7 protein-coding genes are annotated in these 21,988 nt (G+C 70.2%); 2 read left to right on the top strand and 5 right to left on the bottom strand.

The window, feature by feature from the left end; translation table 11 throughout:
- Positions 1 to 38: 38 nt before the first annotated feature.
- From E4099_RS01775 to E4099_RS01755, 5 genes are all read right to left on the bottom strand, one after another.
- Entirely contained in the window at positions 39 to 2,345 is a 2,307-nt protein-coding gene (locus E4099_RS01775) for a UvrD-helicase domain-containing protein (RefSeq protein WP_135337096.1), read from the bottom strand.
- Positions 2,342 to 9,073, bottom strand: coding sequence for a DEAD/DEAH box helicase (locus E4099_RS01770; protein ID WP_135337095.1), 6,732 nt, complete (start codon positions 9,071 to 9,073; stop codon positions 2,342 to 2,344). The genes E4099_RS01775 and E4099_RS01770 overlap by 4 nt, the downstream gene beginning before the upstream one ends.
- A complete protein-coding gene (locus E4099_RS01765; RefSeq protein WP_135337094.1) occupies positions 9,070 to 14,520 on the bottom strand; it encodes a hypothetical protein in 5,451 nt (1,816 codons plus the stop codon). Before E4099_RS01765 ends, E4099_RS01770 begins: the two co-directional genes overlap by 4 nt.
- Positions 14,517 to 17,576, bottom strand: a complete 3,060-nt coding sequence (locus E4099_RS01760; protein ID WP_245244494.1) for an SNF2-related protein — start codon at positions 17,574 to 17,576, stop codon at positions 14,517 to 14,519. The genes E4099_RS01765 and E4099_RS01760 overlap by 4 nt, the downstream gene beginning before the upstream one ends.
- Positions 17,577 to 17,703: 127 nt before the next feature.
- The gene (locus E4099_RS01755) at positions 17,704 to 18,879 is read right to left on the bottom strand and encodes a serine/threonine-protein kinase (RefSeq protein ID WP_135337093.1); all 1,176 of its coding nucleotides are present in this window, start codon (positions 18,877 to 18,879) and stop codon (positions 17,704 to 17,706) included.
- A gap of 360 nt (positions 18,880 to 19,239) precedes the next feature.
- Between E4099_RS01755 and E4099_RS01750 the strand changes: the two genes are divergently transcribed.
- Positions 19,240 to 20,802: a TIGR02677 family protein gene (locus E4099_RS01750; protein ID WP_167828262.1), complete on the top strand. Its 1,563-nt coding sequence runs from the start codon at positions 19,240 to 19,242 to the stop codon at positions 20,800 to 20,802.
- The coding region (locus E4099_RS01745) for a TIGR02678 family protein (RefSeq protein ID WP_135337091.1) at positions 20,799 to 21,988 on the top strand (1,190 nt) is incomplete at its 3' end. The genes E4099_RS01750 and E4099_RS01745, both read left to right, overlap by 4 nt.

Genomic DNA, 21,988 nt, shown 5'->3' with positions numbered 1-21,988 from the left:
ACGGCCTCCCCCCGGCGGGCGGGAGGCCGTCACCTCTGTCAGACCGGCAGGTAGGGGCTGGCCTTGCCGTGCCAGCTGATGGTCAGCGCGTCCCGGGCCCGCGTGGTCGCCACGAACAGCAGGGAACGGGCCTTGCGCTGCTCGCGCTCGTAGCGCGGCGGGTCCTCGGTGCGGTAGCGGTCGATGACGTGGGTGCGAGGGATGATGCCGTCGCTGGCGCCCACGATGGCGAGACGCTGGTACTCAAGGCCCTTGAAGCGGTGCATGGTGCCGACATGGACCTCGCCGTCGCCCTTCGGGCCGTCCTTGGTGAGCTCGGCGCAGGTGATGCCGGCCTTGGTGATCAGGTAGTACATGGTCTGGCTGACCATGTCGCGGTCGGCGACGCAGACGGCGATGTGACCGCTCGGGTCTCGGGACGAGCCGTTCTCGTCCGTGGAGAGCTCCTTGCGCCACGTGGTCAGGGTGGCGGCGAGACCCGCGAGTTCGTCGTCCCAGGTCTCGTACGGTGTGAAGGCCGGTGCGGGGCCATGGAGCACGGAACGGTATCCGGCGAGGTTGTCGGCGCCGTCGTCCAGGTCGTCGTAGCTCACCCTCTGCCCGGGCCGCACCGGGTCCACCACGCGTAGAGCCTTGGTGAGGATCTCCTTGGTGGTGCGGTAGCTGAGGGTCAGGCGGGAGGAGCGGCCGCGGATGGTGATGCCGAGGGCGCCCAGGGCGACCTGGTGGTCGTAGATGCGCTGGTGGGTGTCGCCGGCGACGAAGATGTCATTGGGCAGGTCGGGGTCGGCCATGGCCCGCAGCATCTTCCAGTGGGCCGGGCTGAGGTCCTGGGCCTCGTCGACGACGATGTGCCGGTACCGGTAGTTGAGGTAACGCATACCGGAGCTGTTGTCGCGGTGGATCAGGTCCTTGCCGCCGATCCCCTCCTTGTACTCACGCCGGGCCCTGATCTTCGCGGCGCGTTCCATCTCGAAGCGGGCGGCGCGTTCGGATGCCTGGCCCCAGGTCTCCACACCGAGCTTGTCGAGGCGAGCGGTGAACTGTTCGATGAGCTTCCAGATGTGGTTGCGCTCCGGCCGGGTCAGCGAGCGCCCGCGGCCTGCCCGGCGGGCCTGGAAGTAGGCGGAGCGGGTGGGGACGGACTGCCCGAGGATGACCTGCTCCCATTCCTCCAGAAGGAATTCGGGCTCCCAGCGGCGGTCGTCGAGTTCGGCGAGGAGCTGGCGCATCTCGTTCAGCGCCACATGGTCGTAGACGCGCTGCCGGCTCCGACCGGGCGCGGTGTTCTCGCCCAGGACCCGGGCGGCGAGCTGGTCGATGTGAGCGATCTCGACGCGGGCGAGGAACTCGGGCTCGATCAGGGACGCCAGACGCAGGCGCAGGTCCGTGGTGAGGTTCTTGGTGAACGTGGTCAGGAGGATCGCCTTGCTGCTGCCCGGGGGCAGTTGCTGGGCCAGGTGCTTGACCCGGTGCAGGGCGACGATGGTCTTTCCGGTGCCGGGTCCCCCGGAGACGCGGGCGGGGCCGTTGTAATGGCGGTGGACGATGCGCTCCTGCGTGGGGTGGAGGAACACCTTCCAGGCCCGGAAGTCCCCTTCGTCGATGGCGGCCTGTACGTCATCGTCGACGGCGGTGACCTTGGTGCGGCTCAAGGCCGCGGCGAAGTCGCCGAGGTCGGGCTCGTGGCCGAGTTCGACGGGCTGGGTGATCTCCTTGCGGACCTCGTCGATGGACATCCCGGCGGCGAGGCCGTAGAGGATGTCCTTGGACAGCAGCGGGGCACCCTCGACGAGCTGGTCCAGCTCCTCGCTGTCGGTGACGGCGAGAGCCAGGTCGATGAGCTGGTCCGCGACGCCCAGTTCGCGCAACTGATCGGCGCTGTACGCGGCGAGTAGAGGAGGGATTTCCGTAGGCGGCGCCGGCTGCGGCGCCGGCGCGGGCTTGCTCCGCTCCGGTTCGGCCGGAGTCAGGGTGATGCCGGCGCGGCGCAGGGCGCTGTCACCGACGACGGCGAGGTCGACGAACTCGATCTCTCCCGTGACGCGGTTGACCGCCACCTGGAGCTCTTCGTAGACATCCCTACGGTGGCGGACGGCGATGACCAGCCAGCTCTCGGTGCCGTCCGTCTCGCGCCCGGTCGGGGTCAGCAGGGCGCGATAGGAGTCATTGACCCGCGCGGACCAAATGCGCGAGTCACCCTTGAGCTTCTTCAGCTTCAGGCCGGGCTGGTTCGGGTTGTTCCGGAAGCCGTGGCAGAAGTCGTAGAACAGCGCCTTGACCGAGCGGTCGAGCTTGTACAACTCCTGTTCGGCCTTGCGGTACAGGCTGAGCCGGGCGGTCATCGGGAGGTGCCTTCCGTGTCGGGGAGCTGTTCGAGCAGGGAGTCGAGGTGGTCGAGCCACGCGGCGGCGGTACGCACCGTCCAGCCGCCCTCGACGTAGGCGGCGTCGCGCCGCTGGGCCTCGATGTCCTCTTCGCCTTGGTGGGCGGGGACGACGGCGATCTTGAGATCGGGAGTCTGCCAGGCGAAGTCCGCCTGCCAGCGGCTGCTGCCGAGCTCGAAGCCGAAGACCGGGGCCTGCTTGCCGTGCCCGGCGAGTGTCTCGGCGAGGCGGAGCAGATCCGGTGCCTCCTCGGGGTCCTCGCGCAGGATCTCCAGGATGTCCTCGTCCCAGACCGCGTCCCGGATGATCTGCCGCAGGGCGGATTCGGCCGGCGAGTCGGCGCTCGGCTCCGGGGCCGCGGGCCGAAGGGCCGGTGCGGGCGTGAGCGCGGGTGCGAGGGCGGCGGAGAGGGAGTCGAGTTCGCCCAGACCACCGCAGACGGCCAGCACCTCGACCTCGAAGTCCGCGGCCCTGCTGGCGGCGAGCTGTACTCCGTCCCCGCCGGCCAGGGACAGGAACTGCGTGATGTTGGTCCAGTACAGCCAGGACCGCCACCGCAGCTTGTGCTCGTCGGTGTCGAGGACGGCGTCGCTGTCGTCGAGGACCGCCAGGGCCGTCCATTTCAGATTGTCCGGGTCCGCGGCGTCCAGCGCGAACACGAGGGGAAGGCCGTGCTCGTCCCGGGTGCCGAACACATGGACCTGACCGATGCCGCCGCTGCCGGGCGTGACCGGCGTGTCGCGACGCCGACCGGTTCCCAGGGCGGCGAGCTGTTCGCGCAGTGTGGCGACGAGCTCGCCGCGTTTGCCGGTGGCGGCCACGGCGGTCGTGGCGGGCACGGCGGTGAGGCCGGTGACCAGAGCGCGGGCCCGGCGGGCCCAGCGGCTGGCATCAGGGTCCCGCAGATAGGCGATGAGCGTGTCGATCGGGTTGGCGAAGACGGCTTCGCCGAAGCGGGCACGGCTGCCGCCATACTGCTCGTAGGCCGCCTTGGCCTGCTCCTGGGCGGTGCCCCGGTACGGCGGCCACACGGGCTTGGCACACCCTGGACGCCGTTCGAACAGGTCGATGTCCGCCCAGGTGACCTGGAAGACGATCTTTCCGTCGGCGCGGAGCCGGGTGCGCTGGGTCGCGTTCTTGGCTATGAGGTTGTGCTCCCGGCTGGCGTGGAAGCGGAAGCCTTCCAGGTAGACGTGGACGCTCTGCACCGGACCGCCAACGCGGGTGAAGGTGAAGTCCGTACGAGTGCCTTCGAGCTGCCGCTGGGCGGTCAGCCTCCAGTGCGTCACGCCCGAGCCGTCAGTGAACCGCAGATGGCCGCTGGCATGGCCGTCCTCCTCCAGCGCCGCGTCCTCGGTGACCTTCACCCAGCCCCGCAGCGCGTTCAGGAACCGGGCCTCCAGGTCGGATTCGACCTGGGCGTCCAGCCCGACCAGCCCGGTGTGCGCCACCTCGCTGATGTTCCAGCCGTCCTCACCCTCCCCCTTGAACAGCAGCGACTCCAGCATGTTGACGGCCGCCTGCCGGGAGACGGCGTCCTGGTACTGCTCGGGGGTGTACCGGTGCAGGCAGCGGTGGCAGGCACGCCGCTGCTCTTCCGCGCACGGACATTCCTTGAGCTGTTCGTACGCGCGAGTGAGAGTGTCCCGGAAGGCATGGTGGTCGGTGAGCCGGTCCAGGTACCCGGTACCGCCCGGCAGAGAGTCGAAGAGCACCAGGAACCAGCGGCGCGCGCCGCTGTCCGCATCCGGCATCGAGGCCACCGTGGTGTCCAGGTGTTGCGGGTCGCCGCCGAAGTGCAGGTCGACGCCGAGCCGCAGCGCTGCCCGGAAGGAGTGCACCCGCGCGTCCACGTCGGCGGTGGCGGCCGGTATGAGGATGCGCAGGGCCTCGGTCCGCAGCTGATGGGCGAGCAGCACCGGCTCCTGGGTGACGCCGGCCTTCTTGCCCCGGCGCAGCGGGCACCACGGACGGTGGTGTTTGAGCTGCGGGGCACGGGCCGCCGCCGATTCCAGGGCGTCGGCGTCGTGGTCGAAGACCGGACGGCCGTCCGCGCTCGCGGCGCCGCAGGCGGTGCACACATGGAACGGGTTGAGCCGCACCAGCTGGCCGGCGAAGTCGTCGCGGGCGGGAGCGTCGTAGCGGACCGGGCCGACGTTGATCCGGCGGATCACCGCCGTGCGGCAGTAGTCCACGCCGAAGGTCTCGCGGTCATGCCGCCAGGACTTGCCCGGCTCGATCTCCCCGACAGGGATGTCCACCGCGTCCACCACGGTGTACGACCGCCGATCACGGTCGTCCTTGTCGTCGCGGATCCGGGCGTCCTCCCGCTTGTCCCGCGAGGTCACGGTGGCCGGCTCCACGACCTGGAACAGGCAGGAGCCGTCGTCGGCGATATGACTCGTCCCGCAGCGGGGGCACGGCGAGCGATCGTCGGCGGCGTCCTCGGTGCGCACATACCCGCACCCCGGGCACACCCGCCAGGTGCGCCACTCCTGGTGGCCGCCCGTCGACAGCTCCAGGCCGGTGACCTCGTGCCGGAAGCCGTTGACGTAGAAGGTGTTGCCCGGCGCCAGCTCCTGGATCGCGAGGCGGCGGGGCCGCTCGTAGGAGAGGGTCTCGGACGTGTACACCACCTTGCCGGTCCTCGGGTCGATGCCGTCCTCGCCGTACAGCGTCGCCGACAGGGTCGTCGTCGAGTCGATGAGGGCGTAGTTCGGAAGCAGGCCCAGGTCGCACAGAGCGCTCTGCGCCGAGGTGTCGCCCAGGTGCAGCAGCTGCCTGCCCACCCCGCGCCGCTCGGCGTCCAGCTCCGCCTTCTGGCGGGCCTGGTCGGGATCGCTGTCGTGCAGCTCGCCATGGGCCTCGTCGATCTCACGCAGCCGCGCCCGCAGGGCGTCCCCGGCACGTCGCCACTCGCGTTCCGCCCGCTCCACGGCGCCGCGCAGGCCATGCGCGGCGTACTCCACCAGGTCGGCCTCGGCCTGCTCGCTCACACCGGTCGGGAACAGCCGCAGGAACCCCTGGACCAGCTCCTCGCCCTGGTCCAGGGCCAACTCCACCAGATCGGTCAGATAACCGGACGGGCCGAACAGGCGGGGCGCCTTGCGCGGCAGCGCACGCAGCACGATGCCGTCCGCCCGTACCAGGCGTCCCGCCGCGGCGAGGTCCAGCAGGTGCGCCAGGTACTGGCGCCGCAGGATCTCGACGGCCGACAGATAGCATCCGGGCGGCACGATCGTGCCCGCGATGAGGTCCTTGGGCCGCTCAAGGAAGTACAGGTCACGGCGCCGCCGGTCGGGAATGGTCAGCAGGAAGGCATTGCCCGTACGGCGGCCGGCGCGGCCCACCTGCTGTACGTAGGAGGCGGGTCGGCGCGGCAGCGCGGCCAGCACGACGGCGGACAGGTCGCCGATGTCGATACCCATCTCCAGCGTCGGCGTGCACGACAGGACATTGGGGTCCTTGAACCCGCCGCCGCGCTTGAACGCCTCCTCGACCTCCTCCCGCTGATGCCGCGTCAGCATTCCGGTGTGCTCGGCGGTGACCACCTGATAGGTGCCCGCGCCGAGGTAGAGCCGGCGGTAGTAGTCGTCCCGGTAGTCGCGGTCGCGGTGGTGTATCCCCAGACCCCCGAGCCGGTCGCCGGCCATCAGCCGACCCTGGCGGCACCGGTAGGACGGGCAGGGCTGATCGCGCCACTGGTCCAGCAGAGAAGGGTGGACCGTATGCTCCCAGAAGCAGACCGGACACCGCACGTACGAGACCCGCACCTGCTCGTCGTCGAGCAGCCGGGCCTCGATGTTTCCGGGCTTGAGCCCGTACACCCGCACCGAGGTGTCGTTGGGGGTGCGCACCGACAGCAGCCCCATGGAAGCCAGCTCGGGCAGCAGCCGGCTCCACAGCTCGGGCGCACGCTCGCGCGGCAGGTCCAGGCATCGCCCGGCCCACCGCTCGTACCAGGACAGACGACCGGTCGCGAAGTCGAACTCGCTGCCGTTCTTGGGCTGCCCGAGAAGGAACACGGGGGCGGCGATCCCCTTGGGGAACGCCCGCATGCCCGGGGCCCGCTTGCCCCAGACGAAGTACCGGCTGGTCCCGGACTCGTCGATGTATCTGTCCAACCACTGGTGCGCGACCGCCCCCCGGGTGCGCAACCGCTCCAGGAAGACGCGCACAAAGGCCAGATAGCGGGCGTCGTCCTGTGCCACCAGCGGCAGGCCGTCCCGCACGCACTCTTCATGGAGCTGCCTGACCAGCGAGACCACGGCTTCAGGAGCGGGGATGCGAACGTGTGCCGCAGCGGTCCGGGTCAGCTCCAGCGTGCGGCCGTTGCGGGACCGGAAGCCGAACTCCATCAGTGCCTCGAACGCCAGCCGCTGACCGATCAACCGCCAGGTCCTCAGGTCTCCACCGCGCCCCTGCCCGGACAGCAACCGGTCCACGCCCTTGAACCCGTGGAGGTCCGGTGGCACCACCGCGGACAGCGTGTCCTTGTCCGTCGTGGCTTCGACGACATCCGCGATCAGGTCGTTCAGCGCGGTGGGCGCATCGTGCCGCAGGTGATCGGCGAGGAGAGCACGGAGTGAGAAGGTGTACGAGCGGTTGGCGACGAACCCTGCCCGGTGCGCGGCGTCCTGCACCGAGTCGTTGAACATCAGCGTCTTGTCCTCGTGCAGCTCCTGGTCGAGCTCCCCACCGGTGAACAACTGCGTGATGGACGCCGCGGCCATCGCGGCGGCCCCGGTACCGAGGAAGCGGATCGCGTTGCGCTCACCGCACGCGGGACACCAGTCCTCCCTGGCCGCGGTGTTGGCCGTCTCCCCGAAGTTCACCAGCACGAACGCCGAGTCACGGGCTGTGAGCCGAGGTTCCTTCGTCTCCCGGTCGTAGTCGTTCAGCGGATCGGGCAGCCGCAGCCGCTTGCGGGTGCCGTCCAGCACCATCAGTACCCCGCCCGCGCCCTGCGACGCCGCCGAGACTCCCCTGCCGCCGGGCGCCGCGAGCGGAGCGGTCCCGGAACCCTCCCGGGCCTGCCGGTCCGTCGCGGCGATCAGGTTCCGCACCCGGGCCTTGTCCTGGCCGAGCGAGGCCCGTCGGATCTTGTACGTGTCGAACTGGACGTCGTGGTCATCGCTCTCCGGCGAGAACACCGCCCAGCCCGACCGCCCGCAGTCGCGGCAGTAGATCGCCGGCAGGAACAGGTTGGCGCTCTGCCCGGACGTCGCCGTCGTCACCGGCGCCGTACGGCCGCCGTCAGCCGCCCCGGCATCGGCCGTACCGGCCATGTCCCAGCGGAACTCGGCCTTCGGCCACGGCAGCACGCCGCGCAGCAGTCGCGACACCGAACGCGCCCACTGGTGCACCTCGACGTGTACGAAGGGCCGTGGCTCGGCGGGGGAGGACTGCGGATCCCGGGCGTACGACAGCAGCGCGACGAACCGCGCCAGCGCCTCGGCCGCCTTCTCCGGCTGCCGCGCCACCGCCTCGGACCAGCCGGCCGCGCCCGCCCGCCACATCACATCCAGGACCTCGGCACTGGTCTTCACCCCGCCGTCGAGGGCCTGCATCACCGCGCGGGTGAACAGATGCCGCTTGAGGTTCCCGCCGAGCACGAAGGGATCGAGGTCCCGGACGTCCGTCACCTTCTCGATCAGATCCAGCAGCGCCTCGTCGCCGGTCGCCGGATCGGGCAGTGCCAGCAGTTCGTCGGGTGTCGGCATCGGCTGCATGGCCACCTCGCCGAGCGGGATGAACGCCTCGACCGTGAGCCGGTTCTCCCCGATGAGGGAGTCCTTGGTGAACTCCGTGCCGAAGACGTGGGTGGCCACCTCCAGAAGCTGTGCCGTGCCGTCCTCGTCCGTGCCGGAGGCGAGCGTCGCCGATGTGGCCACCGGGCAGATCTTCCCCAGCGGGCGGCCTTCCTCGGCCGCCCCCACAGCCGCGGCGAGCCGGCGCAGCAGCATCCCGACATCCGTGCCCTGCGCGCCGTCGTAGGTGTGGAACTCGTCCACGACGACGTAGCGGATGTCCGACTCCCGCCACAGGGGAGCGTCGTCCGCGCGCTGGAGCAGCAGGTCCAGCATCTTGTAGTTCGTTATCAGGATGTCCGGCGGGGACAGCTGCATGTCCGAACGCCGCGTCCGCACCTTCTCGTACTGCGTAGCCGCCCGCTCACCGATGTAGAGACCGGCCGACAACTTCCCCAGCTCGGCGTTCTCCATGAGCAGCTCATTGACGCGCTGCGCCTGGTCGGTGGCGAGGGCGTTCATCGGGTAGAGGAAGACCGCCTTCACCCCGGTCCTGCCCGCGGCCCGCTCCCGGCGGCAGTGGTCCAGCACGGGGTACAGGAAGGACTCCGTCTTACCGGACCCGGTACCCGTGGTGACCAGCGTCGGCTGCGGGGTGTGGCCGTGCGCCGAGCTCAACCGCGCGAACGCGAGCGCCTGGTGCGCGTATGGGCGGAAGCCCTCCCGCTGCCACTCCAGATGCTTGCGCCACTCCTCACCGGCCACGGTGAACGGTGTCCGGATCCGCAGATACGGGCCACGGAACATCCCCGACGTCTCGTCCCCGAGGAACTGGTGGAGTGCGTGACGCGCGCCCTCGTCGGTGAGCGCGTATGTCGTCGACAGATACTGCAGCAGGCTCTCCTTGAGCCCCCGCGCCTGAAGCGTCGGCCTCACGGCTTCGGCACCTCCTGCTTCACCGGATCCCACTCCCCACGGGCGACGGCCTCATCGAGCCGCCTTTGGAAGACGGCGTGCGCGGCCCGCATCTCCGCCTCGCGGTCAGCCTTGTGGAAGGGGGCGGTATACCCCTCCGGCACGGGCTCGTTGACGGGGTCGGCCCGGTACGCCTCGAACTGCGCCCAGCTCTCCTTCGTCTGCCGCTGCCCGATCGTGCGGGCATTCCCCGCGATCTTCCAGCCCTCGGCGTCGAACCAGGTCACGGACTCGTACTTCTGCAGCACGGGGAAGCGTCCCCGGTACGCGGCGATGAGCGCGTCGGCGTCCATGCCGAGCCAGACGGCCACCAGCGCGTCGATCTCGACCAGCGCAGACCGGCGGGCCCGCTCGGTGCGGAGCGGGGTCTCGGGGCGCCAGTCCGGGGTGACCTCGTGGAGCGGCTGAAGCCCGGGCCAGTCACAGGCCCAGGGCTCATACGCCGGCCAGGTGGGGTCGTAGAGCTCGGCCCAGAGGTCGGCGTAGGCGTTGGTGAGGCAGTTGAGGCGGAGGGTACGGAGGAGAAGGGTGGGGGCGAGAGGGTGCTGCATCGCAGGTGCTGGCATGGCCTTGGCCGAAGTGACCATGAGGTTGGTACGTCCAGTTGCACGCAGGAAGTAGTCCAAGGGCAGGGAGGCCCAGAAGCCGGCAACCAGCGCCGTCTGCTTCAGTTGAGGCATCGCCAGGCTATGAAGGGCATGGACATGTGCCGTGCCTGGTGGGACGAGGGCCCCATACAGCGCCCGTTCGGTGTTCGGAGCGACCATGCAGCGCCACGTCAGGCGCGGGAAAACCACGTATCGCCGTCGCGCCCGCTCAACGAGTAGAGCGTCAATCTTTGAGGGATCGGCTTCGTGTTCCGCCGCTTTGTCCGCCAATGCGGCTTGGGAACGGGCCCGGGTGACTGCCTTCTCATTCGAACGCAGGCGCGCGAGGGCACGGTAATCGATCCAACGATCCTGGGCATTCAAATATTTCTGCCCAGCTCCCTCGGCTCGTACGTACTCGGTATCGGGCACGAAGTCTGCTGGCAGCGCTACAAGATCAGCGCCATACGGATCGTTGCTGTTGGCGTCGTAGCGTTTGAATACGGGGGTGGCGACACTGATCTGGGTGCCCTTGAGGATCACGTGACGCCAACGGTCCGGTTCGAACTCTCGCCCCGTGGCAGGGTTGGGGCGGTTGTAGTCGATCAGGTTGTCCCTCTTCGCGCCGCTCTCGTGGTAGCCCGGCGAGATCTGCGGCTGTAGATCGCCTAGCCGTAGTGGATAGTCCGCCAGAGCCTCGATTGCCGAGGCTTCCGCCGTGCTCACAGGGAACAGCAGCCGGGCTTGCTCGACGGGTCGGTCAGCTTCATCCAGTAGACGCTGCCAAACGGAGAGGAGCTGCTCGTCCACACGGACGACACGAGCCAGGTGCGGTCGCTCGTCGAACTCGCCGTTGCGGTACCGGATCCCTGGTACCTCGCCCGAACCATCATGCTCGGTGGACTGGCATAGGGCGTCCACGGAGACGAGCCACGAAAGATGGTCGAAGCCGATCTGCCCGGGTCGGCCGTAGACGTGTACACCAAAGTGGGCGGTATCACCGACAGGCCGTGGGAAGAACCGCTGCCCGGCGTTCACGAAGTCGCCGTGAATGCGAAGCCGCCGGTACGCCGCCTCCCGGAGGGCACCCTCCTTGTCCCCCGTGAAGTGCGTATCAGGATGCACCATTCCAGCGGTTCCGTCCGCCGAAGTGTGCGCCCAGACCTGGGTCATGAACGCCCGGTACAGGTCCGGCTGGGTTCCCGTCAGGAGCGGATACATCTGCGGTGAGCCCAGCACGGCGACCTGTGCCGCAGTGTTCGTGAGCTCGCCGACCACGTATGCGTGAGCCTTCCCGGACTCCAGGACCTTCCGGCGTCGACGGTCCTTCTCATCCGCCGACGCCTTGTCCGTGAGCTCGAACCACGGCTCGTGCTCCGCCAGCACGGCCGACTCGTTCCACCGCGGCCGCACCCAGGGCGGATTGCCCACCTGGAGGTCGAACCCGCCATCCCGGGCGAAGACGAGGGCGAACTCCAGCTCCCAGTGGAGGAAGCCCTGGTCCTGCGCGATGTCGTGGACCTCGCGGAGCCAGGGGAAGCGGTCCTCCGGGTTGCCCGCGTCCATTCCCATGAAGGCGGGCAGCGTCTCCTCGAAGTCCTTGAGCGCGTCGAGGTCCCTGAAGCTGTCGATGAGGGTGCCCTCGGGCACGTCGGCCGTGCCCAGCATGGCCTCCAGGAACTCCAGCCAGTCGTCCAGGTCCTTGAGCGGAACGATCGACCGGCGCTCGGCGGTCTTCGGCTTCGGCGCGGTGGTTTGGGCCCTTCCGCGCGGCTTGACCTGCCTGACCTCCACGACCGCGTCATCGGCGCTCAGTTCGAGGTCCTCGAAGCTGGTCTGCTCGGGGCCGAGCGCGAACAGGGCCGTCGCCTCGACGAACCGCGGCGCAGGGGTGGGCGCGGGCACGGCGGCCGGTTCCGGATCGCCAGGGTGGGCGGGCGGCTCCGCAAGCAGCGGCACGCCGTCGAGCAGCCGACTGAGGCTGTCCGCTTCCGTCACCCGCGGCCCCGCCGCGTACTCCCCGGCCGTGCCGTCGAGCAGCCCCGCCTTGTCGACGGGCCAGAACCACAACGCGCACCAGGCGTCCATGACCTTCTTCAGGCGCCAGTACGGGGTGTCCGCGGCGTTGAAGAGGTCTTCGAGCACCTGTTCCTTGGGAGCGGCCTGGTCGGGGCGGTGGAGGAAGGCGTACTCGGGGTCGGTGGGGTCAGCGCCCCAGACCTCGATCCGGCGGGCGATCGCCTGCTCGGAGAGCTCCATGCGCTTGACGACGAGCGACCACAGGAACTCGACCCGCCGGGCGGCGTCCCGGAGCTGGGTGAACTGGGACACCGGTTCCTTCTTGGACCTGCCGGCCTTTCCGCGCTTGGGGCGCTGGAGGATGCCCTTCTTCCAGGCCGCGAGCTGTCCGACGCCTTCCCTCGCGAGTTCCTTGGCCTCCTTCGAACCGGTCACCGCGGCCCAGCCGGGGCTCGGCAGCAGGAACTGGTGTACCGCGTCCTGGGGGAGCGGCTGGGGCTCACCGTCCTTGAGGAAGGGGAGCGGGGTGGGGGTCAGGGCGCTCTTGGCCTTGAGCCATTCCTTGCCGGTGACGTCGTCGGCCGCGTAGACCGCACGGCGGGCGCCGATGAGGCTGTTGCCCCGGCGCAGGTGGAGGCCGAACCAGGGGGCGCGCATGCCGGGGTGCATGGTGTTGAGCCAGAGCGAGACCTCGGCCAGCTCGACACCGGTGGCGTTGAGGTCGACGCCGTACGCGTTGTGCAGGGCGATGTACGCCTTGGCCTTCTGCTTCTCGGTGAGGGCGTCGGCTGTGGGAATGGAGGTGCCCAGCTCGTCCTGCCTGCGGCGCAGGTACTCCTCGGCGACCTGGTTGATCGCCTCGTTGAGGAAGGCACCGGAGCCGAGGGCCGGCTCGCAGATCTTGTACGTGAGCAGTTCCGACGCGCGGGTCTTGACGGCCTTGCCGTCGGCGTCGCGCTCCTGGTCGAGGCGGTGCTTGAGGGTGAGTTCGACCGTGACCTGGGTCAGCGACTCGGGCGTGTAGTACGAGGCGGAGGTCTCGCGGTCGCGGCCGGCGAGGCGGTAGACGAAGGAGCCCTGCTCGTACTTCTTGACGCCGCGCAGGCCCTTGCGGGCATCGTCCTCGCCGTAGTGGACGAGGGTGTTGTCGGGGTACTGGTCCTGCTTGTGCGAGGGTATGAGCCAGGAGCCCTTCTCCGGGTCGCCACCCTTGGCGACCTCGCACAGCTCCTCCTCGGCGATGATGCCGGTGTACGACATCAGGCCCTCATAGACGGCGCCGAGCTGGTTGATGCCCAGGTTGCGGTAGGAGATGAAGCCGCCTCGCTCGCCGCGCCGGCCCCTCTTCATGGTCAGCAGGCGCAGTACCTCGTGCAGGGCGGCGTTGCGCAGGCGCAGGTCGAGCCAGCGCGGGGCGGTGTCCTCGTCGCTGCGCGGGTCGAGGACATTCCTGCCGATGAGGCGTATCGAGCCGGGCTCGAAGAGTTCGCTGCGCAGGGGTTCGAAGCGCAGGCCGCGGTCCTCGCTGCGGCGGGCGGCCTTGGCCCTGCGGGTCTCCGTGTCGTCGCCGGGCTGGTCGTCGTCGGCCTCGGTGCCGTACGGGCGGTGCCCGAAGTTGACCTTGTTGAAGAGGACGTCCAGGGACTCGTGCAGGTGGAAGCCGTTGCGGGCTTCCTCCTCCACGAGCTCCTCATCGCGTTCGACGAGTTCGCGCAGACGGGCCATGGAGTAGCCGGCCTCGTAGCTTCCGTCGTCGGCGGGGAGGATGCCGAGCTCGGGCCGGGCCTCGGCGTAGAGGAGGAACAGGATCCGGTAGAGGTAGCGGAGGGATTCGCGGGTGAGTTCCCGGGCGAAGGGGATCTTGGGGCTTTCGACGTCGGCCGGGGTGACGTCGTTCTCCGGCTCGGACATCCGGGCGAGGACCTCGTTGGCGATGATCTCCACCGAGCGCTGGAGCCCGTGGCGCAGTTCACCGGAGACCCCCGCGGCGTTGGCGCTGGAGGACTTCAGCAGGGCGTCGATGGCCCGGCTCCGGTCGTTCTCGCCGGGCCGGAGCATGTCCAGGCTGAACAGGGCCGCGATGGTGGCGAGCTCACCCAGCTGGGTGCGGTCGTTGCGTTCCAGCGCCGCGTCGAGGTTGGCGGCGAGGTAGCGGCCCTCGTTCCACGACTGGCGGTCCGCGAGGACGAGCACGCCGCCGCACAGCAGCAGGACGAAGCGGGGGCGGGGCCCGCCGGCTTCGCCGAGCTCGCTCTGGAACAGCCATGACGCCAGGGCAGGCCCGGTCTCGTATGCCTCGCTCGCGCTGACCCGGAGCGGGTGCAGCAGTCGGCCGGGGCCGGCGGCGTCCAGGGCGGCGTCGTTGTCGGCGGCCCAGCCGCAGTCCAGGGCGACGATGCCGTGGCCGTGGTAGGCCGCGGTGAGGGAGTTGTCGCGTCCGGCGCGGTGGACGGTGATCTCGGTGGGGGTGGCCTCGAATCCGAGTGCCCGCAGGACCGTGCCGTGCCACTCGGTGAGGCGCTTGCGCCACTCGGAGTTGTTGTGGGTGTTCGGCCGGAACTCGTCCCCGGCGTCGCGCACGGCGGCCTCGGCGAAGTAGCCGCGCATCTCCTCGGAGAGGTAGGCGCCGCGCAGTGAGCGGACCAGTTCCCGAGGTGTTCGCCGCGGGTCGTTGTCATCGCCTTCGCGTACGGCCCAGCTGGTGAACAGGCCCTTCTTCAGGTCGGTGCCGAGCTGCTCGGCGAAGTAGTGCGCGGCGAAGTACTCGCCGCGGTTGCTGAAGGAGTCGAAGTCGGTGGTCATCTGTGGGTGCTTCCCTCAGCGGCGTCGAGCGGTTCCAGTACGGCGAGTAGGCGCAGCATCGGCTCGCCCGTGGTCTGCAGGGACTTGATCAGGCGCAGCCGCCTGCCGGCGCTGAGGTTCACTCCGCTCCTACCCGTCCCGTCGGAAGAGAACATGGCTTCCTGCTGCCAGCGCACCACCCGTTTGCGGTACGGGGCCAGGATCGCCTCGATCTCCTCGCTGTACGCCTCCTTGAGGTCTCTCAGGTGCCGTTCGGCCCTGTCGATGGCGGCGGGCACGGACTCGGTGAGGCCGTCGAGGTCGCGCGGGACGGCGCGGCCGGGCATCGTCGGCCCCACGCCGAAGCCCTCCAGCGCCTCCGGGGTCACAGGCGTCACCTGGAGAGCGTCCGGGGCGCCGTGTACGGCCATCCACTCGACGATGGTGGGACGGCCCAGGGCGTTCGAGCAGATGCCCTGGACCAGGAACGTCGGTGAGTCCACGGCGGCGGCGAGCACGGGGGCCTGATGGCGGCCGACCTCGACGAGCACCTTGTCGGTCAGCCAGTCCAAGACCGGGTGGACGTCGGTGACGTAGGAGACGTTGGGCCACTGCGACGTCGACGACTCCCGGGCCGCCCTGAGACGCCGGTCCGCGAGGTCCTTGGAGAAGGTGATGCGGATCCGTCCCGGCTCGGTCTTCCGCGGCATGATCCGCTGCTCGTCGAGGTACGACTTGGGCAGTGCCTTCAGCCGGTACAGCAGGTCCCGCGGGGGTTCGAAGGCAATCGTGCCGTCGTCGTCGCGGCGCAGCGCGAGTTGGTCCTCGGGGTTGGGACGGCAGATCTGGCGCAGTGCCTCGTCGAAGTAGTCGGCGGTGGAGGGGAAGAGCCGCGGCACGCGCGCCCGTCGGACTTCCGGATGCTCGGGGACGGCGCCCACCTGGCCGAGCAGCCCGGAGAGGAACGCGGCACCCCCTTGCCGGGACTGCTTGATGGACTCCTCCACGGTCCGGCCGGCTATCAGGTCCTGGGTGAGGCGGTTCTCCTCCTCCTTGGCCCGGTGCAGGCCGGTGACCGCCTCGACCGAGCCCTCGATCTTGTGTGCTTCCTCCTCGCGCCGGAGCAGCCTCTCGCCCACGAGGCGGTCGTCCAGCGTGCGGGGCTGGCCGGTCGCCTCGTCCGTCCGCCAGGGGAGGTCGCTGGTGAGGATCAGGGCCCGGAACACGGGCTGGTGCCGCTGGCCGTAGCGGTCGATGCGGCCGTTGCGCTGCTCGATACGTATCAGGGACCACGGCAGGTCGAAGTGGATCAGACGGTGGCACTGCTGGTGGAGGTTGACTCCCTCGGAGGCGACGTCACCGGTGAACAGGATGCGTACGGGGTCGTCGCGCAGCCCGAACTTCTCGACGATGGCCTGCTGCTCCTCGTCGCCGGTGGCCTCGCCGTGCATGACCTGGACCACGCCACCGAAGGCCAGCCAGGGCTTGTTCTCGTCGGGACCGGCGCCGCGCTGGAAGCCGAGCGCGGCCGGGACTGCCTCCGCGAGCCATTTCAGTGTGGGTATGCGCTCGGAGAAGACCACGACGCGGGTCTCCGAGCCGGGGCCGACGCCCATGGCGCGCAGCTCGTCCAGGAGGGCTGCCAGCTTCGCCGAGTCCTCATCCTGGATCTGCTCGGCCGCCTTGCGGAGGTCCAGCAAGGCCGCTCGCTCTGCCTGCCTGGCCGCCTCCCGGGCCGCCGCGTCGACTGGGCCCGCCGTCCTCCGCCCGCTTTTCGCCGACTCGGCGGCCAGTTGCCCCTCCAGCGTCGCCAGGCGCGTCCTGACGGTCTCCAGCAGCGCCTTGTGGGAGGACAGGAAGGACTTCAGCAGCTGGTAGGGCACCAGTTGGTGCCGACTGACCGACGGTTGACCGGGATCGGCCGGAATCCAGCACGTGGCCAGCTCCCGGAAGACGGCGAGTTCCTTCTCACCGGCCGGTACGTGGACCGGCTGGGACGGTCCGCGGTCCGCCCAGGCGCCCTTCAACGAGTCGCGGACCTCCGCCGAGGTCTTCGTGCGCCGGATGTAGAGGTGCTCAAGTTCCTCCACCTCGTACTTCGACGGGTTGGTGATGGCCGCCTCGTCCAGCATCCTGATCAACTCTGCGAACGACTCGGCACGACCGTTGTGGGGGGTGGCCGACGCCAGCACCAGCGCGTCCGTCTTCCTGGCCAGCAGACGGGCGAGCTCGTTGTTCTTGGTGCCGCGGTTGACCAGGTTGTGGGACTCGTCGATGACGACGGCGTCCCAGTTGGTGTGCTCCAGGTGGTGCGCGTAGACGTCGCTCTTGAGCGTGTCCACGGAGATGATCGCGCGCTTGAAGTAGGCGAACGGGTTCCGGCCGGCCGGGATGTCCTGCTGGATGCGCTGGATGCCGGTGGAGTCCAGACGGACGAGCGGGATCGCGAACCGGGTCCACAACTCCCGCTGGAACTGCTCCAGTACATGCTGCGGCGTCACGACAAGGATCCGCTCGCCGCGCCCGCGCCGGATCAGCTCGGCCAGCAGCACCCCGATCTCCAGGGTCTTGCCCAGGCCCACCACGTCGGCGATCAGGATCCGCGGCTGCGGGTTCTTCTCCAGCGACAGCGCCAACTCGGCGGGCCGCAACTGGTGCACCTGCTGGTCCATGAGGAACCCGTCGACCAGCGCCAGGCCGTGCTCGGTCTGCGGAAGGTAGGTCCTGCGCATCACCGCTTCAAGGAACAGACGGCCCCGCCGGTGATGGGGCGAATCGTCCGGGACGAGCCGCGTCTCCCGCGGGTCCAGCACCTGGATGGCGTCAAGTCGGCTGTAGAAGACCGCCTCAGTGCCTCGCACGAAGGAAGAGACGCCGGTGACCTCCACCATCCACCCGTCTTCACCGGCGTCCTGGGAGTTCCGGACGAGCCACAGCTCATCGCGTATCAGCACCTGGGACCCCGGGGCATAGCCGGTGGCCCCGGTGGTCCGCCGAGAGACCGGAGCATGCTCCGGTTCCCAGGCGTCCCACCCCGCATCGCCCTGGCCGCTCACGGCCTCCGCCTCGACGCTCAACGTCCGCTCCGATCCCTCACCGGCGGCCACCGACGGCCGCCCCCACCCACGCGCCTGCACACAACGGACCACGTCATCCACGCGGCATCGGGACAAAGACTCTCACTCGGCACTGTCAGCGCAGTAGTCACAGAACGGGATCGGCGGCGTACAACGCGCGCAGCTCGTCCGCGATCCGCTTCGATGCCGGCGGGCGTCCCCTGGCCGCGCCCGTCTTCGGCGGGGTGCGCGGCCTCCCGGAGCCGTGCGCCGGATCGGGCACGGGAACCTCCGGCTCTCGCGGCCCCGGCTCCGAGTCGTCGGCCTCGGCCTGTGGCGCCCGCGGCGGGGCGTCGAGCGGGCTCGCCGGTCCGTCGTGCTCGATGAGGTCGCTCTGCTCGCGGATGAGCTCCTCGAGAGCGGTCGGCAGCGGCTCACCAGGACTTGATGGGGCGTCGCGCCGCATGGTGTGGGTGATCAGCGCGAGCCGCGCGGCCGCCGGTGTCATCCCGCAGTCGGAGAGGATCTTCGCGCAGGCATCGGAGACCGCTTGCAGAGTCGGCCGGCCCTCCGGAGCGTGGGCGAGCATCGACTCCAACAGGGGCGCCAGCGGCGCGGGGACACCAGCGAGATCGGGGGCGATCTCGGGGTTGGCGACCTGCGCCGCGATCGCCTCCCAGCGTGCTCCGTCGTAGGGATAGTGGCGAGCCGCCGCGTACAGCAGGACCGCGCCCAGCGCGTAAACGTCCGCCGCGGGTGACACCTGCGGATGGCCGCCGGCCTGTTCCGGCGGCATGCACCGTACGGTGCCGATGATCATGCCGCTGTGCGACAACGTCTCCTGCGAGGCGTCCATGAACGCGCCCAGCCCGAAGTCGATGATCATCGGGCCGTCGTCGCCCAGGATGACGTTCTGCGGCTTCAGGTCCCGATGGAGCAGTCCCGCGGCGTGCACGGCCGACAAGCCCTCCGCGAGCAGCGCCCCGAGGCTCGCCACCAGTGGCAGTGGGAGCGCCCCCTCGCTGTCCGCGCAAGCCAGCAGCGTGCGGCCGGCCACGTACTCCATCGCCAACCACGGTCGGTCCGCGTAGGGGTCGGCGTCCAGGAAGCGAGCCACCCGGTTCGTGCCGATCACGGTGCGCGCGATCAGCGCCTCCTTCTCGAAGCGCGCACGCGTCAGCGGATCGAGCTTGTCATTGCGGATCACCTTCACCGCGACCGGATCACCTGCCGGCGTGTAGGCGAGATAGACCTCGCCCATTCCGCCCGAGCCGAGTTCCCGCGCCACCGTGTACCGGCCGATCCGCGTAGGCACCCCGCTCATCCGTTCCGACTCACCTTTCCGCCGCGCCTCACCCGATCGGCGCTCTCGTCGGCAACCACCCTAATCGGCCAAGAGGTCGGCCTGAGGAGCTTGCGGCCTGATCAGGACGCTGGGCAGTGCCAGGCTGGCCGAAAGCTGACGTGTGGATCCGTGGCTCGTCAGCGGCGATCCGCCACGTCACATGGTGCTCGTCGTACGGGTCGACGGGGCGCTTGCCCTGGGGCACCTGACCCAAGGTCGGCTGATGGCCTGGTCGGCGCCCCAGTCGGTGCGTCGTCGTGATCCGGTCACCTCCACCAGAATCAGTCAGGTGCCCGGGTCCGTGCCGGCAACTGCTCCGGGCACGGGACAATGACGGCGATGACCGCCACCGCCTCGGCCGGTCCGGATCCCGAGCCGGACGGATTCGGCCCCTTCGCCCACCTCACCGTGCGGAACACCCCGCTCTACCGCCAGGTGATGCGGGTGTTCCTCGTGGCCAAGGAGCGGTTCGCGGTGCATCTGCGCCCTGAGGACGTGCACACGGCACTGCCGGCGGACATCCGCCCCGCCGAGCCCGAGGCCGTCGTCACCGCGCTCGACAAGCTCGTCGGCTGGGGCAATCTGCGGGCCGATCCGGACACCGCCCGGGTCACCGCCGTCGAGGACTTCTACCGGAAGCGGTTCATCTACCAGCTCACGCGCGAGGGGGAGGCGGCCGAGGCCGCGCTGTCCGCCTACGACGAGGCACTCGGCCGCCGCGGCGCACTCCAGGCCGTCGCGCTGCACGACATCGTCACCCACCTGCGTGCCCTGCTCGTGCTGGCCGCCGAGGACGAGCCCGACCCGGCCAAGGCGCACCTCGCACTCGACGCGTTGGCCAGCCGCTTCGCGGCGCTCGCCGACAACGCCCGGGCCTTCATGGGATCGCTCCAGCGGACCATCGACCTGCACGATGTCGAGGAGGAGGTCTTCCTCGCGTACAAGGACCGACTCATCCAGTACCTGGAGCGGTTCATCCAGGACCTGATCACGCTGGGTGGGCGGATCGCCCGACTGATCCTGGAGCTGGAGGCGGGCGGGGTGGAGTCCCTGCTGAGGGCCGCGGCCGGGCGGGAGGCCGCCGACGCCTCGCCGGAGGAGTCGCAGGTCGCGGAGCGAGAGGCGTACGAGCGGTGGGCCGCGCGCTGGGCGGGGCTCGGCGCGTGGTTCATCAGCCGGGACGGGCGCGAGTCGCAGGCCCGGCTGCTGCGCGGCCGGGCTCTTGGCGCGATCCCGCAGCTCCTCGCCGTCGTACGGACGTTGAACGAGCGCCGGTCGGGGCGCTCGGACCGGTCTGCCGACTTCCGGACCCTGGCCCGCTGGTTCGCCGAGGCGGCCGACGACGACGCCCGGCACCGGCTGTGGCGGGTCGCCTTCGGCCTCTATCCGGCCCGTCACCTCACCGTCGACGCCGACACCCTCACCGCCAGGGCGGCCCGGCCCGTCCCGGCCGCCACACCGTGGGCCGCCGCGGAGCCGCTGCGGATCAGCCCCCAGTTGCGCCGCACCGGGAGCTACGAGCGGCGCGGCAAGCCCCGCAAGGTCGAGGACCGGCAGGAGCGGCGGCGGCTCCTCGCCGAGACCGTCGCCAAGCAGGCCGCGGAGACCGCGGCCGCCCGCGCCCGGCTCGTCACCGAGGGCACCACGCGTCTGTCCGGCCTCGGCGAGCTGGACCCGGCCTCCTTCAGCCTCTTCCTCCAACTGCTCGGAGACGCGTTGGCCACCTGGCGACCCGGGACCAGGCACACCGTGGCCACCAGCAACGACGGCTCCATGGAGATCAGACTCACCGCGCTAGCCGACGGCACCACCGCCGAGATCCGCACGCCCGGCGGGGTCTTCCGCGGCCCGGACCACCTCGTCGAGATCGTCGACCTGACGGACGGAGAGTTCACCTCGTGATCACCGCGCTCGCCGAGGTGCTGGAGGGCCAGCACGCCGCCGACCTGCGCAAAGCGGCGCGCGCCCTGCTGAAGCACCCCCTCCTTCTGGCACATGGCCGGCACGCCGACGCGTTCCGCCTCGTCCGCCGGCACGCGCCCGAGCTCCGGGACTGGTTCGACCGGAACACGGGATGGTCCCTCCAGGTGGACGCCGAGACGGCGCGGTTGCGCAAGGTCCCCGGTGTCCTCACCGACCCCACGCACCCGGCCAGAGAAGTGAGCCGGGGAGCGGCCCCCTTCACCCGTCGCCGCTATGTCCTGTTCTGCCTCGCGCTGGCCGCCCTCGAACGCGGCGAGGCCCAGATCGCCCTCGGGCGGCTGGCCGACCAGATCGTCCTCGACGCCGCCGACCCCCGAATCGCCGCCACGGGTGTCGAGTTCGCCCTGGAGCGCCGTGACGAGCGGCTCGACCTCGCCGCCGTCGTACGACTCCTGCTCGACCTCGGCGTACTGCGGCGCGTCGCGGGCGAGGAGGAGGCGTACGTCAGCGGGGTGGGCGACGTCCTGTACGACGTGGAACGCCGGGTCCTGGCCGGCCTCCTCGCCACTCGGCGGGGCCCTTCCACCGTGCGGGCGGACACCCTCCCAGCCCGGCTCGCCGAACTCGTCGCGGAGACCGCCCTCGACAGCGACGAACTGCGCTTCCGCGCCATGCGCCGCTCGCTCACCCGCCGCCTGCTCGACGACCCGGTGCTGTACTACGACGACCTGACCGATGCCGAACTCGGCTACCTCACCCGGCAGCGCGGCTTCCTCACCGCCCGGATCACGGAGCTGACCGGACTCGTCGCCGAGGTGCGGGCCGAGGGGATCGCCATGGTCGACCCCGACGACGACCTGACCGACCTCCGGATGCCCGAACAGGGCACCCACGGGCACATCACCCTCCTGCTCGCCGAGCACCTGGCCCGTGTCGACGGACCGGTCACCCTCGCGACCCTGGCCCTCCGCGTCCGCGAACTCGCGGCAGAACACGGCGGATTCTGGTCGAAGTCCGCGCGGGAGCCGGGCATGGAGAGCGAACTCGTCGAACAGGCCGTCGCCCGACTCACCGCGCTCGGCCTGGCCACCCGTACCCCGCAGGCGGTCGTGGCCCGCCCCGCCCTCGCCCGATACGCGGTCGGCGAGGCCGTCATCCGCACGCC

Origin of the sequence: Streptomyces palmae (assembly GCF_004684805.1) — a bacterium.
Taxonomy (GTDB): Bacteria; Actinomycetota; Actinomycetes; order Streptomycetales; family Streptomycetaceae; genus Streptomyces; species Streptomyces palmae.
This window is presented reverse-complemented; position numbering and strand designations above follow the sequence as displayed.

What these genes read in the sequence shown, in the direction of transcription:
- E4099_RS01775 (WP_135337096.1), bottom strand. Translation starts at nt 2,345, where the DNA reads ATGACCGCCCGGCTCAGCCTGTACCGCAAGGCCGAACAGGAGTTGTAC.
- E4099_RS01765 (WP_135337094.1), bottom strand. Translation starts at nt 14,520, where the DNA reads ATGACCACCGACTTCGACTCCTTCAGCAACCGCGGCGAGTACTTCGCC.
- E4099_RS01755 (WP_135337093.1), bottom strand. Translation starts at nt 18,879, where the DNA reads ATGAGCGGGGTGCCTACGCGGATCGGCCGGTACACGGTGGCGCGGGAA.
- E4099_RS01750 (WP_167828262.1), top strand. Translation starts at nt 19,240, where the DNA reads ATGACCGCCACCGCCTCGGCCGGTCCGGATCCCGAGCCGGACGGATTC.